Source organism: Streptomyces sp. NPDC059900 (assembly GCF_050270335.1).
Taxonomy (GTDB): Bacteria; Actinomycetota; Actinomycetes; order Streptomycetales; family Streptomycetaceae; genus Streptomyces.
On sequence record NZ_JBNNJZ010000189.1, the window covers coordinates 1 to 14,031 of the forward strand.

General features: G+C 69.6%; 12 protein-coding genes. 10 read left to right on the plus strand and 2 right to left on the minus strand.

Features of this window, described 5'->3' with window-relative positions:
* Positions 1-86: 86 nt before the first annotated feature.
* Positions 87-1,478, minus strand: a complete 1,392-nt coding sequence (locus ACQKIP_RS23380; RefSeq protein ID WP_365860792.1) for a cation:dicarboxylate symporter family transporter — start codon at positions 1,476-1,478, stop codon at positions 87-89.
* Positions 1,479-1,659: 181 nt separating this feature from the next.
* Between ACQKIP_RS23380 and ACQKIP_RS23385 the strand changes: the two genes are divergently transcribed.
* From ACQKIP_RS23385 to ACQKIP_RS23420, 8 genes are all read left to right on the plus strand, one after another.
* Positions 1,660-3,396 carry a sensor histidine kinase gene (locus ACQKIP_RS23385; protein WP_365860738.1) on the plus strand — a complete coding sequence of 579 codons (1,737 nt, stop codon included), beginning with the start codon at positions 1,660-1,662 and terminating at the stop codon, positions 3,394-3,396.
* Positions 3,393-4,079, plus strand: coding sequence for a response regulator (locus ACQKIP_RS23390; protein ID WP_365860736.1), 687 nt, complete (start codon positions 3,393-3,395; stop codon positions 4,077-4,079). The genes ACQKIP_RS23385 and ACQKIP_RS23390 overlap by 4 nt, the downstream gene beginning before the upstream one ends.
* 234 nt (positions 4,080-4,313) lie before the next feature.
* Complete coding sequence (locus tag ACQKIP_RS23395; RefSeq protein WP_427743979.1) at positions 4,314-5,675, plus strand: extracellular solute-binding protein; 1,362 nt, start codon at positions 4,314-4,316, stop codon at positions 5,673-5,675.
* Positions 5,676-5,758: 83 nt separating this feature from the next.
* Entirely contained in the window at positions 5,759-6,718 is a 960-nt protein-coding gene (locus ACQKIP_RS23400) for a carbohydrate ABC transporter permease (RefSeq protein WP_427743981.1), read from the plus strand.
* Positions 6,719-7,582: a carbohydrate ABC transporter permease gene (locus ACQKIP_RS23405; protein WP_365860732.1), complete on the plus strand. Its 864-nt coding sequence runs from the start codon at positions 6,719-6,721 to the stop codon at positions 7,580-7,582. It abuts the gene before it with no gap.
* Between the two features lie 202 nt (positions 7,583-7,784).
* A complete protein-coding gene (locus tag ACQKIP_RS23410) occupies positions 7,785-8,435 on the plus strand; it encodes a hypothetical protein (protein ID WP_365860730.1) in 651 nt (216 codons plus the stop codon).
* The gene (locus tag ACQKIP_RS23415) at positions 8,423-9,457 is read left to right on the plus strand and encodes a hypothetical protein (protein WP_365860728.1); all 1,035 of its coding nucleotides are present in this window, start codon (positions 8,423-8,425) and stop codon (positions 9,455-9,457) included. Before ACQKIP_RS23410 ends, ACQKIP_RS23415 begins: the two co-directional genes overlap by 13 nt.
* Positions 9,458-9,511: 54 nt before the next feature.
* Complete coding sequence (locus ACQKIP_RS23420; RefSeq protein WP_365860726.1) at positions 9,512-11,812, plus strand: serine/threonine-protein kinase; 2,301 nt, start codon at positions 9,512-9,514, stop codon at positions 11,810-11,812.
* Between the two features lie 16 nt (positions 11,813-11,828).
* Here the strand turns inward: ACQKIP_RS23420 and ACQKIP_RS23425 are convergent, their stop codons facing one another.
* The gene (locus tag ACQKIP_RS23425) at positions 11,829-12,326 is read right to left on the minus strand and encodes an HIT family protein (protein WP_365860724.1); all 498 of its coding nucleotides are present in this window, start codon (positions 12,324-12,326) and stop codon (positions 11,829-11,831) included.
* A 156-nt stretch (positions 12,327-12,482) separates the two neighbouring features.
* Between ACQKIP_RS23425 and ACQKIP_RS23430 the strand changes: the two genes are divergently transcribed.
* Both ACQKIP_RS23430 and ACQKIP_RS23435 read left to right on the plus strand, forming a co-directional pair.
* Positions 12,483-13,376: a hypothetical protein gene (locus ACQKIP_RS23430; protein ID WP_365860722.1), complete on the plus strand. Its 894-nt coding sequence runs from the start codon at positions 12,483-12,485 to the stop codon at positions 13,374-13,376.
* A 164-nt stretch (positions 13,377-13,540) separates the two neighbouring features.
* Positions 13,541-14,031, plus strand: a 491-nt coding sequence (locus tag ACQKIP_RS23435) for an XRE family transcriptional regulator (protein ID WP_427743985.1), incomplete at its 3' end; no start/stop codon positions are given.

Sequence of the window (14,031 nt, forward strand, 5' to 3'; positions counted from 1 at the left end):
CAAAAAGCGGGCGGGCCCGCCCGGGTCATCGTACCGACCGGGGCGGGCCCGCCCGCCTCACGCGCCACCGAGCGGGTGGCCGACGGCTAGGAGGCCGTCAGGGACTTCTTCTCGTTGCTGTCCGGCTGCGCCGGGACACCGTCCGCGGAGTCAGGGTCCACCGACCCGGGCTCGGACGCGTCCTCGTCGAGCAGCGTCTTCTCGTCGAACGGCAGCCGTCCCGCCAGGACGTCGTCGACCCGCTGCCGGTCGACCTCCTTGGTCCACGTACCGATCAGGAGCGTCGCCACCGCGTTGCCCGCGAAGTTGGTCAGGGCGCGGGCCTCGCTCATGAAGCGGTCGACGCCGATGATCAGGCCGACGCCGTCCACCAGGCCCGGCTTGTGCGACTGGAGGCCACTGGCGAGCACCGCGATACCGGAACCGGAGACACCCGCCGCGCCCTTGGACGCGATCATCATGAACAGGAGCAGGGAGATCTGCTCGCCGACGCCGAGCGGCTGGTCCATCGCCTCGGCGATGAAGAGCGACGACATGGTCAGGTAGATCATCGTGCCGTCGAGGTTGAAGGAGTACCCCGTCGGGACGGTGATGCCGACGACCGGACGGCTGACGCCCAGGTGCTCCATCTTCGCGATGAGCCGCGGCAGCGCGGACTCGGACGAGGAGGTGGAGAGGATGAGCAGGAACTCGCGGCCCAGGTATTTCAGGAGCTTGAAGAGGTTCACGCCGGTCACCAGGCGAAGCAGCGTGCCGAGCACGATCAGGATGAACAGCGCACAGGTGACGTAGAACCCGATCATGATCGTGGCGAGGGCCTTCAGGGCGTCGGTGCCGGTCTCGCCGACCACCGCCGCCATCGCGCCGAACGCGCCGATCGGGGCGGCCCACATGATCATGCCGAGCACGCGGAAGACGAGGCGCTGGATGTGCCCGATGCCGCGCAGGATCGGCTCTCCGGAGCGGCCCATGGCTTGCAGGGCGAAGCCCACGAGCAGCGCGACGAGCAGCGTCTGAAGGACCTCGCCCTCGGTGAAGGCGGAGACGATCGTCTTCGGGATGATGCCGAGCGCGAAGTCGACGAGCCCCTTGTTCGCCTCTTCGGCCGCGTCGTGCCCCGCGCCCTTCTCGGAGTCGGAGATGTCCATGCCCGAGCCCGGGTGCAGGATGTTGCCGACGATCAGGCCGATGGCCAGCGCGACGACCGACATCGCGACGAAGTAGCCGAGCGCGAGCCCGCCCACCTTGCCGACCTTGGCGGCCTTGCGGACCGAGCCGACGCCCAGGACGATCGTGCAGAAGATGATGGGCGAGATCATCATCTTGATCAGGTTCACGAAGCCGGTGCCGAGCGGCTTGAGCTCCGTGGCGAAGTCGGGGAAGAGCAGTCCGACACCGATACCGAGAACGACGGCGATGATGACTGCGATGTACAGGTAGTGGGTGCGGTCCCGTTTGGCGGCGGGCGCCGGTGCCACCTTGCTGTCGGTGGTGTCGGCCACGAGGGCCCTCCTTGAACGACTACGTCGGCGTTTTCGGCCAGTGCGTGCGGCTCACGTCCTGGGCAGGCGGATCTCGGGTGACTATCTCTCGCCCTGTGAGGGCGGTCACCCTTGCGTTCATTTAGTTCGCGCTTAAACGGCGAGGCAGACTTGCACCATGTCCCTCGCCCGCCCGCCCCGGCCCCGCAGCCTCGCCGGGCAGCTCTTCGCGATGCAGATCGTCCTGGTCACCGTCGTGGTGGCCGGATGTGCGCTGTTCACGTTCCTGAGCGACCGGCAGCAGGCCGAGGAGGGCGCGCGCCGCCAGGCGACGGCCGCGGCGCGTGCGGTGGCGGATTCCCCTTCCGTACGCGAGGCCGTGCGCGGCAAGGACCCGACGAAGATCCTCCAGCCGTACGCGACCGACGTGCTGCACCACACCGGGGTCGACTTCGTCACGATCATGAACAGGGACGGCATCCGCTGGACCCACCCCGACAAGGAGCAGATCGGCGAGCGCTTCCTGGGCCACCGGGCGGACGCCCTGCGCGGCAGGACCTTCACCGAGACGTACACGGGGACGCTCGGCCCGTCCGTGCGCGTGGTCACGCCGATCCGCGCCGCCGACGGCAGCGGTCGCATCACCGGCCTGGTCAGCGCGGGCATCACCATCGAGGAGATCAGCGCGACGGCGCGCGGCCAGCTCCTCGCGCTCCTCGGTGTCGCGGCGGGCGCGCTCGCGCTCGGCGGTGTCGGCACCTACGTCATCAACGCCCGCCTGCGCCGGCACACCCACGGCATGAACGCCGCCGAGCTGAGCCGCATGCACGACTATCACGAGGCGGCGCTGCACGCGGTGCGCGAGGGGCTCCTGATGCTGGACGGGCAGCGGCGCATCGCCCTCATCAACGACGGCGGGCGCGAGCTGCTCGGTGTGTCGGGCGGCCTGGTCGGCCGGAACGTCGCCGAGCTCGGCCTGCCCGCGCCGCTGACGGGCGCGCTGCTCGCGGCCGAGCCGCGCGTCGACGAGCTGCACCTGACGGCGGACCGCGTGGTCGTCGTCAACACCTCGCCCGTGTCGAGCGGTGAGCGCCGCGGCACGGTGGTCACCCTGCGTGACCACACCGAGCTCCAGGCCCTCACCGGCGAGCTGGACTCGGAGCGCGGCTTCACGCGGGCCCTGCGCTCGCAGGCCCACGAGGCGGCGAACCGGCTCCACACGGTGGTCTCCCTCATCGAGCTGGGCCGCGCGGACGAGGCGGTCGACTTCGCCACGGCCGAGCTTGAGCTCGCCCAGACGCTGACGGACCAGGTGGTCGCGGCGGTCAGCGAGCCGGTCCTCGCGGCCCTGCTCCTTGGCAAGGCGGCCCAGGCGAACGAGCACGGCGTGGAGCTGGTCGTCTCCCCCGACAGCAGCATCGACGACGGCATGCTGCCGCCGGAGCTGCCCGCGCGCGACCTGGTGACGGTCCTCGGCAACCTGATCGACAACGCGGTGGACGCGGCACAGGGCTCCCACGCGGCCCGCGTGACGGTGACGGCACGCGCGGACGGGGCGGGACTGACGCTGCGCGTCTCGGACACGGGTCCCGGCGTGGACCCCGCGCACACCGAGGCGGTCTTCCAGCGCGGCTGGTCGACCAAGGCCACGGCGGGCCGCGGCCTGGGGCTCGCCCTGGTCCACCAGACGGTGACGAAGCACGAGGGGACACTTAAGGTGCGGGAGGCAGCCGGGGGCGGCGCGGAGTTCGAGGTCCTTCTGCGGACGGATGCCGCTTCCGTGGCGGACACCCGGGCCGCTCTTGTTGTGGGCAGGCGTTCCGCAGGGCGGAACGGGTGGGCACAACCCGCGACGCCGGGTGCCGATGACGAGGCGTCCACCAGACCGGACGCAGCAGACGGAGGCACCAAGTGACAGAGCCGATCCGGGTTCTGGTCGTGGAGGACGACCCCGTGGCGGCGGACGCCCATGTTCTCTACGTGAACCGCATCCCCGGCTTCCGTACCGTGGGAAAGGCGCACAGCGCCGCCGAGGCGAAACGGGCCCTGGACCGCACCGAGGTGGACCTGCTCCTCCTCGACCTCCACCTCCCCGACGGCCACGGCCTCCAACTGGCCCGCACCCTGCGCGCCGCGGGCCACCGTACGGACGTCATCGCCGTCACATCGGCCCGCGATCTCGCGGTCGTACGCGAGGGCGTGTCGCTCGGCGTGGTCCAGTACGTGCTGAAGCCCTTCACCTTCGCCACCCTCCGCGACCGCCTCACCCGCTACGCCGAGTTCCGCACCGCCGCGGGCGAGGCCACCGGGCAGGACGAGGTGGACCGCGCCCTGGCCACCCTCCGCGCGCCGAGCCCCGCCGCCCTGCCCAAAGGGCTCAGCGGCCCCACCCTGGAGAGGGTCACCCGCACCCTGCGCGACGCGCCCGACGAGGGCGTCACCGCCGCTGCCGCCGCCGAGACGGTCGGCATCTCCCGCATCACCGCGCGCCGCTACCTGGAGCACCTGGTCACCACGGGCCGCGCCACCCGCACCCCGCAGTACGGACACGTGGGCCGCCCGGAGTACGTGTACCGCTGGCTGACGTCGGCCACCTGATCGGCCGGTGCGCGGACGCGCCGCCCCTCACGACTCCGCGCCCCTGCGCCCCCGTGCCGCCCCCAAAGCCCCGCTGCCGTACACCTGTTGCGGCCCCAATAACAACGTTGTCACGTTGATGACAAGGGGCGACGCACGGGCATTGACCTTGCTCCGAACCCGCCCTTACGTTCACCGGGCAGCCCAGCGTTGCGCCCCGCGTGGTAACCCAGCCGCGTCGGCCAGTAGGAGGTCGTGCCCGTGCGCCCCACCGCCCCTCTGCTCCTCGTCACCGCGCTGGTCGCGGCCGGCACCCTCACCGCGTGCGGCGGGGACTCCGGCGACGATCCGGACACCGTGAAGGTCTCCTTCAAGCAGTCCACGGACACCCAGATCAAGGTCATGGACACCTATCTGGCCGACATCAAGAAACAGTTCGAGAAGGAGAACCCCGGCAAGAAGGTGAAACTGGTGCCGATCAAGGCGCCGGACTCCGAGTACTACACCAAGCTCCAGCAGATGATGCGCTCCCCGAAGACCGCTCCCGACCTGGTCTACGAGGACACCTTCCTCATCAACTCGGACATCACCAGCGGGTACCTCAAGCCACTGGACCAGTACCTGGACAAGTGGAAGGACTGGAACCAGTTCATCGGTACGTCCAAGTCGGCCGCGAAGGCGGCGGACGGCAAGACGTACGGCGTCCCGGACGGCACCGACACCCGCGGCCTGTGGTTCAGCAAGGGCATCTTCAAGAAGGCCGGACTGCCGGCCAACTGGCAGCCCAAGTCGTGGGACGAGATCCTGGAAGCGGCCCGGACCATCAAGGAGAAGGTCCCCGGCGTCACCCCCATGAACGTCTACACGGGCAAGCCCGCGGGCGAGGCGGCCACCATGCAGGGCATGGAGATGCTCCTGTACGGCACCGGCCAGGACCCGATGTACGACCCGAAGTCCAAGAAGTGGGTCACCGGCAGCCAGGGCTTCAAGGACTCCCTGGAGTTCGTCGAGACCGTCTACAAGGAGAAGCTCGGCCCCGACGTGACCGACGCCCTCGACCCGAACTTCGCCACCCGCGTGCGCGGCGAACTGCTCCCCGAGGACAAGCTCGGCATCAACCTCGACGGCTCCTGGCTGCCGCAGGACTGGGGCAAGGGCGCGGGGCACGAGTGGCCCGAGTGGTCGAAGAAGCTGGGCCTTGCCCACATGCCCACCCAGAACGGCGAGGCGCCCGGCAAGGTGAGCATGTCCGGCGGCTGGACCTGGGCGATCCCGTCCAAGGCGTCCAACCCCGACCTGGCCTTCAGGTTCATCGAGCAGATGCAGACCAAGGCCAACGCCCAGAAGTGGTACGTGGCCAACTCGGGCATCGCGGTCCGCAAGGACGTCGCCGAGGACCCCGCGTACCTCAAGGCGCAGCCCGGCCTGAAGTTCTTCACCGACCTGGTGCCCTCGACGCACTACCGCCCCGCGTACCCGGCGTACCCGAAGGTCTCCACCGCGGTGCAGGAAGCCATGGAGAAGGTCACCACGGGCGACGCCTCGGTGGCGGACGCGGCGAGCGGGTATGACGACGAGGTCAAGGCCGCTACGGACGGCGAGGTCGTCAAGAAGTAGCCGCGGGCGGGTGCGTGTGGGCGTCCGTCCGCACGCACCCGCGTCGGCAGCCGTCCGTACGCAAGGGAAGTGAGTGCCCCGAGGTGACCACCGCACCCCCCGCCGGGCCCGGCGACATCGTGAAGACCGCTCAGGGCCCCGACGTCCCGCGCCGCCCGTCGCGTCCCCCGTCCCGCTCCAGGCTGACGGGCCGTGCGCTGTCCCGCGCGCTGCCCGTCTCCCCCGCCGTGATCCTGCTGCTCCTGTTCCTGGCGGGGCCGATCGGCTACTGCGCCTACATCGCGTTCACCGACCTCCAGCTCACCGGCCAGGCGGAGTCGAGCTTCGTCGGGTTCGACAACTTCCGTAAGGCGTTCGGCGACGAGGCCTTCCTCAACGCGGTCTGGCTGACCCTGGTCTTCACGGTCGTGTCGTCGCTGATCGGCCAGAACACCATCGGCCTCGCGCTCGCGTCCCTGATGCAGCGCGCCTCCAAGCCGGTCCGCACGCTCACCGGCGCGATCGTGATCACGGCGTGGGTGCTGCCCGAGGTGGTGGCGGCGTTCCTCCTGTACGCGTTCTTCCGCCGCGAAGGCACCCTCAACGCGGTCCTGGACTTCCTCCACCTCCCGTCCCAGAACTGGATGTACACGCTGCCGATCCTGGCGGTGTCGTTCGCCAACGTGTGGCGCGGGACGGCATTCTCGATGCTGGTCTACTCGGCGGCCCTGAACGAGATCCCCAAGGAGATCACCGAGGCGGCCGAGGTGGACGGCGCGGGCGGCTGGCGCCGCATGTGGCATATCACGCTCCCGATGATCCGCCGCTCCATCGGCACGAACCTGATGCTGAACACCCTCCAGACCCTCTCGGTCTTCGGTCTGATCTGGGTGATGACGCGAGGCGGCCCCGGAAACCGCAGCCAGACCCTCCCCCTGTTCATGTACGAGCAGGCCTTCCAGAAGAGCATGATCGGTTACGGCACGGCGGTGGCGCTGCTGCTCCTGGTCGTCGGCTCGCTCTTCTCCCTCGTCTACATGCGCCTGCTCCGCACGGAGGTCTGAGTGTCCGCCAACACCGTCAACTCTGCTGGTCGCAGCCTGCGTTCACGCCGCACGAGCCGCCGCCTCGCCGCGGACGCAGGGCTACTGGTGGTCGCCCTGGCCTTCGTGCTCCCCCTGGCCTGGGTGATCCTGTCCTCGCTCGACACCGAGGCCGACCTCAAGGTGAAGATCCCGGACGGCATCACCCTGGACAACTACGACGCGGTACTGACCCCCGAGATCACCTTCACGCCCCTGCTCAACAGCCTGCTGCTGTGCGGCGGCGGCACACTCCTGACGGTGGTCTGCGCGGCGCTCGCCGCGTATCCGCTCTCCCGCTTCAGGTCCCGCCTGAACCGCCCGTTCATGCTGACGATCCTCTTCGCGACGAGCCTGCCGATCACGGCCATCATGGTGCCGGTCTACGCACTGTTCGTACAGGTCGACCTGATCGACACGATGCAGGGCACGATCTTCTTCTTCGCCGCGTCCCAACTACCCTTCGCCATCTGGCTGATGAAGAACTTCATGGACGGCGTCCCCAAGGAGCTGGAGGAGGCGGCGTGGACGGACGGCGCATCGTCCTTCCAGTCCCTTCTCCGAATCGTGCTCCCCCTGATGGGCCCGGGCGTCGCCGTGGTGACGGTCTTCTCCTTCGTGATGATGTGGGGCAACTTCTTCGTCCCCTTCATGCTGCTCCTGACCCCGGAACAGATGCCGGCATCGGTGAGCATCAATGACTTCTTCGGCAACAAGGGCACGGTGGTCTACGGCCAACTGGCCGCCTTCTCGATCATCTACTCGACACCGGTGATCCTCTTGTACGTACTGATCTCGCGGAGGCTGGGCGGGGGGTTTGCGTTGGGAGGTGCAGTGAAGGGGTGACGGCACGCCTCGACGCCGGATGAGGCGGTCAGGGGCTTGCACCACACCGGGCCACGCGCGTACGGAACTGTGACATGAGTTCGCGGCGATAAATCCCTCCCGCCCCATTTCTCTGCAGATATCTATCTGGTATCCGGGTGAGGCCCCGACTAGCGTGCGGATCTCGCGCCGACCCACACGCCACACCTGCCAGGAGCCGACAGTGACCCGCCCCCTCCGCCTGACGACGGTCGCACTGTCCGCGACCGCAGCCCTGCTTCTGACGTCCTGCGGCAGCGACGACGAGCCGTCCAAGGGCGACGACAAGATCGCCGGTGCGGATCAGGGGAGCGAGAAGTCCTCGTCGCCGAGCGAGCCCGCCGAGGCGGTGGCGGACCGTCCGAAGATCGAACTGCCGTCGGACGTGTCGTTCACCTTCGACTGGGCGAAGACCGGGGACAAGACCAAGGACGCCGTGCTCGCCGACAGGGAGCAGGCGATCCAGACGGTAGACATGGCCATCGCCGAGAAGGACCCGGTCCACAAGGCGATGCGCTTCTATCACGAGGGCGACGCCGCGGCCGCCGCGCAGAAGTACATCCAGGCCTACGTGAAGGCGCAGGCACGCACCACTGGCGCCTACCGCTACTTCGACGCGACCGTCACGGCCGACGGCGCCGGTGCGGCCCTCACGTACTGCGAGGACCAGTCCAAGGTCTACGACAAGTACCTCAAGAAGGACAAGATCGAGAAGTCACCCGCCACGAAGAACAGCTATGTGCTCTACGCCGCCGAACTGCGCAAGAGCAAAGCGGGAGCCTGGGTGACGACGAAGTTGAACGCGACTCGGGGGAGCGACAAATGCCAACCATGAGGCACAGATCAGCCGCGCTGGCAGCTGCGGTGGCATTGGGCTGCGTACTGCTGTCCGCGCCACCGGCTGCCGCAGAGAAGGACATCGGCGGGGGAACACCTGCAGAGACACCCTCCGTATCGGGCGACGAACAGGACGGAACGCTGCTGGCGACCGCCGGCGGCATCGTCTACGACCGTTCCAAGAACGGGTCGGGCGCCAAGGCGGGCGCCATCGCGCCCACCGGCAGCTACTCGCCGCCGCCCTGCTGGTACGGCCCCGCGTACACCCCCGCCCAGTTCAAGAAGGAACGCGAGGCGACGTGGGCGGTCGACTCCACGGGCCACGAGTGGGACCTGGAGCAGCGGAAACGGTACGTCGAGGGCGAGCCGTACAAGGACTTCAACATGGACAAGGCCGGCAAGGGCTATTGGTGGTCGTCCTTCCCCAACAAGTCCTACCCGCCCGGCTGGGACAAGTGCACGAAGGAGACCTTCTGGGTCGACAAGGGCGACCCGCCCCCCGCCGACGTCCCCGAGGCCATCGACCCGGAGATCCTGGCGAAGCTCGCGTACGCCGAGATCCGCGTGCCCGGCACGAAGGTGACGCTCGCCCCCGAGGGCGAGACGAAGGTCAACCTCCCCACCTGGGCATGGCTGGACGGCGCGGAGTTCAAGCCCGTGTCGGTGACGGCATCAGTGCCCGTCCTCGGCATCGAGGCGACGACGACCGCCGAACCCGTCTCCCTCAAGATCGACCCGGGCACGGCGGACGCGGAGACGTACCCCGCGTCCGGAGTCTGCGAGCTGAAGGACGGCAAGATCGGCGAGCCCTACGCCAAGGGCAAGTCGGACGAGACCCCTCCCTGCGGCGTGAAGTACCTCCGCTCCTCGGGCGACGGCACGTACCCGCTGAAGGCCACGGTGACGTGGAAGATCCACTGGACCGGCACCGGGGTGAACGCGGAACAGCCGCTGCCTGACGGCGAGTTCGGTGCGGACCAGGATGTCGTGGTGGAAGAGATCCAGGCCATCAACCGCTAGGCGGACGAAAGACGGCGCCGCGACGAAAATCCGCGGCGCCGAGGGGGGAACACCGTGCGGGGGCGTTTGCTGAACGGCCGGTACGAGCTGATCGAGCGGATCGGCGCGGGCGGTATGGGCGAGGTGTGGCGGGCCCGGGACCGGAGCCTGGGGCGCGAGGTGGCGATCAAGCTCTTCGTGCCTTCGGCGTCCGCGGACGAGGGCGAGCAGGAGCAGCTCCTTGCCCGGTTCCGGCAGGAGGCCCGCGCGGCGGCCTCGCTGGACAGCCCGCACATCGTCGCCGTCCACGATCACGGCACGGACGGCACCACCCCGTACCTGGTGATGGCCCTCGTACAGGGCCGCTCGCTCGACCAAGTGCTGCGCGAGAGTGTCCGCGTGCCCGTGGCGGACGCGCTGCGCTGGGCGGCGGACGTCTGCCGCGCCCTGGACGCGGCGCACTCGGCGGGTGTCGTGCACCGTGACATCAAGCCGGGCAACGTGATGGTCGCGCAGGACGGCTCCGCGAAGGTCGTCGACTTCGGCATCGCGACGTTCATGGAGCGGGTCGCCGGCGACTCTCGCCTTACCCGGACCGGGCAGCTGCCGTTCGGCAGCGTGCCGTATCTGGCGCCGGAGCGGTTCCGGCAGGAGCCGGGCGACGGGCGCACCGACCTGTACGCACTCGGCTGCGTCCTCTACGAACTCCTGGTCGGGCACCCGCCGTTCACCGGCTCGGCGGCCGGGGTCATGTACAACCACGTCAACGACGCACCGCTGCGGCCTTCGCGGGCGCGGGCCGAGGTGTCGGCGGCGGTGGAGCGCATCGTCCTCGACCTCCTGGCGAAGGACCCCGCTGACCGGCCTGCGGACGCGGCGACGGCGCTCGAACGGATTCTGGCGGCGGGGCGGGGGCTTGCGCTGCCGCGGGGGTCCGAGGAGCGGGGCCCTGACCCGGAGCCTCAGACCCCGGCCCTGGAGCCGCAGGACCAGGCCCCGGAGCCGCAGGACCAGGTCCCGGACGGCGGCCCCCGGGCGGCCGGGGCAGGCCGGGCAGACCACCCGCCGACCGTCCGCGTGGGGGACGCGCATGACCGGCACCCGGCGGCAGGGATCGCGAACGCCCGCACCCAGCCGGCCGCGGGCTCCGTGAGCAAGGTTGCGCCGGGCGACGGCCCCCGACGCCGCCGCTCGCGCAAGCGCGTGCTGATCACTGCCGCGCTCGTCCTGGCCGTCAGTGTCCCGACGGGCCTCGGCATACGCTCCCTCGCCGCACCGGACACCGAGACCACATCCGGCAGCAATGAGGACACCGCCCCGACCGTCCACGAGATCGGCGTCGCCCACAGCTACGAGCACGTCGGCGCGAGGGACGCCGCCGACGAGTACGAGGAGTCGGAGTACAAGCAGTTCACGACGCAGCAGCGGCGCACGGTCGAGTCCGCCTTCGCCGAGACGCTCGGCGCCAAGAGCGGCGACCGCTTCCGGCTCGTACCGCTGACCGCCGACCCGGACGTCCCGACGCGCAAGCTGCTCGCCAAGCACCCGGACATGCTCGCCGTCATCGGTGACACCAGCGACTTCTCCTGGGTGCACGACACGGACGAGGCGTTCCTGCCCGAGATCGCCACCTGCTCCGACGTCGCGTTCTCCGGCGCCCAGTTCGCGATCCCGGCGGACGAAGCGCGACAGGGCGAGGCGATGGCCGAGTACCTCCTGACGCAGACGAAGGCGCGCCGGGTCCTGGTGGCGGAGGACGACATCTGGACGAACCGTTCGAGCGGCATGGGCGTCGCGCTGCGCAAGGCAGGACTGACCGTCAAGACGCTGAAGACCGGCCCCACCGAGGTGAAGGCGGCCAAGATCCCGACGCTGGTGGAGGAGGCTCAGGCCGACGCGGTCGTGCTGCCCATAGCGGCGGACGCGGCCACATGGGCCAAGAGACTGAAGGCCGACGGCTTCACGGGCCCCGTCATCGCCGCGGGCGATTCGACCGGCATCTGCGAGGACTCCGAGGAGCGGACCAGGGCCGAGGACCAGGACAAGACCGTCCCCGAAGGAGTCCTGCGCACCCGCAACTACACCGGTGAGCCGGGCGACAACCTCCCCGCGCGCGGAAACCAGGAGCTGTACGACGGGGCCCTGGCCCTGGCCGCCGCCCTGAAGAAGCTCCCCGCCGATGCCTCGGCGACCTCGCTCCGGCACACCCTGGACCGCGAGATCCAGAACGTCTCCGTCAACGGCGTCATCGACGAGGTCGCCTTCGAGAAGGGCCGTTCGGCGCGGGAACGCCCGGTGTGGTTCGACCGCCGGAGCGACGATACGTGGACCGAGATCGGCAAGGTGGACAAGAAGTACGAGCCCACGAAGCAGTGATCTCCCTGATTCGCCCCTACGACCGGACGGCGTCCCGAAGCCGCGCCGCGACCTCGGCCATCTCGTCCGGCGGCATATCCAGGACATCGGCGGTCTCGGTCATCAGGACGTGGAACTGCTGCTCGGCGTAGGGAACTCCGGGCGGCAGGGCGGCGATGTGCCAGTGGAGATGACTGTTCCCTTCCTGGCTTCCCAGGGAGTAGAGGTAGGTGCGCTCGGAGTCGAAGACGTGCTCGACGGCTAGGGCGACTTTCCGCACGACGAGCATGAGCCGCACATAGGCAGCCTCATCCAACTCCCGCACGGCGTGCTCGACATGCGCCTTCGGCGCGACGAGGACCTTTCCGGGGAGGGTGGGCCACCGATCGAGGAACGCGACGTGGTGGTCGTCCTCGTAGACGGTGTGATGGGCACAGCCGGGATCCCCGGCAAGAAACGCACAAACAAAACAGGGCCCGACGCGGGCCCGCTCCATATAGGCCTCAAGATCCATGGCTTTCCGCCCCGCGCTCATACGCAACTCCGGAAGGGCTGAGACTTGCTATTCCAGTCACCGCGCACATTCCGAATGTGGCGGTACGGAGTGGGCCACTCCCAACTCCTGCTCCGCGCCACACCAGAGAACACCAACGACACTTGCCTGGACCTGCATTTCGAGGGAGTGGCAGCCGTGCGACTAGGAACCCGGTACGTGGCCCCCGGGCTGCGTCCGGCCGACAGGCAGGAGCAGGCAACCCTGAAGGCGCTGGCGCCGGACGCGGCCGGGGCGAGGCCGGGAGCGGGCCCCCGCCTCGTGGCCCTCGCGATCGAGTCTGCATCGGGCGGAGTCGGCCTGGTGCTCTGCAGCAGGGTCCGCGCCCTGCGAGGCGGCTCGGACCCCCTCGGTGACGGCGGCACAGGGGAGAGCGAGCTTCTCTGGAGCCACCCGCCGCGGAAGTGGGACATCCCCGAAGAGATCCTCGCCCGTTCCGTCTTCGGGCCCCTGGGCGGCATCGTCGAGATCGGTGCGGTCGCCGCGACCGGCACGTGGGACCTGGCGGACGTGTCCGTTCGCGAGTTCGTGTCGCGGCGGCAGGGTGACATCACACGGCTGCTCGAAGTGGTGCAGGAAGTCGGGGGCTTCGGGGAGCCGGTGATGGGGATCTTCGACGATCTCGGGTATGCGCGCGAGCACCCCGTGGAGGCGCCGAGCCTGCTCCTGTGGTCCTCCGGCTACGAGGAAGTGTCGGACCGGTTCGACCAGCCCGACGCCGTACGGCGGATGAGCCGCGTCGGCGCGGACCTCCAGCTGACCCGGTTCCTCGACGCGATGGTCGAGGCCGCGATCGCGCACGGAACCGACGTCGCGCGGGGCGCCCCGCTGATCGCCGAGGCTTTGCAAATCGCCGTCGTGCTCGTCGGCCCTGCGTTGGACGGCGCACACGGCGACGTGACCGCCCTGCGAATGTGGCGCGTCGCCCACCTCGCCGGCCTGCTGCTCCCCGATTCTCCGGCCGCCCCCGAAGCCCGCGCGCTCTTCCGGGACTACGGGCATGCGCTGGACGCAGTACTGGGCGCGCCCTGACGCCCGTAGCTTCGCACCAATCCGCAACCTTGTGGGAACGCACCGTAGTCGCCAGCGCGCAACACCCATACCGTGTGCCCGTGCAACCCAGCCAGCGTCCGCCGCACCAACCCACCCCTCCGTTCAACTTCCCCGCCGCCCGGCGGCTCCGTGAAGCCCTCGGGATGGCTCACGGGCATGTCGCCTACGGGATGCGGGCCAGTTATGGGCTCGCCTACATAACCCCCGACACCATCGCCGCCTGGGAGCGGGGGCTCGCCTCGCCCACATCCGCGGAGCTCACCGCCCTCGCCGGGACCCTGTGGTGCTCCCCCGGCGAGCTCATGGGCGCCGCCACGACCCTGCGCGAGCACCGGCTTGCGCGCGGGCTTGCGCCCGAGGACGTGGCGCGGGGGTCCGGTGTGGAGCTTCAGGCCTATCTGCGGATGGAGGAGACCGACACCTGGCGCGGCAACGAGCGGCAGTCCGCCGCCCTCGCCGAGGTGCTGCAACTCCCGCTGCCCGACTTCATCGCCGTCATCGGACGCGCCGACGACCTCGCCGAGCTGCTGCGCAGCGCCGTGACCAGCCGCTGGCAGGGGTACGTCCGGCCCGTCAGCAAGCTGCTGCCCGTCCAGAAGCGGCACCTGGAGGACGTGCTCCAGCAGTTGCACGC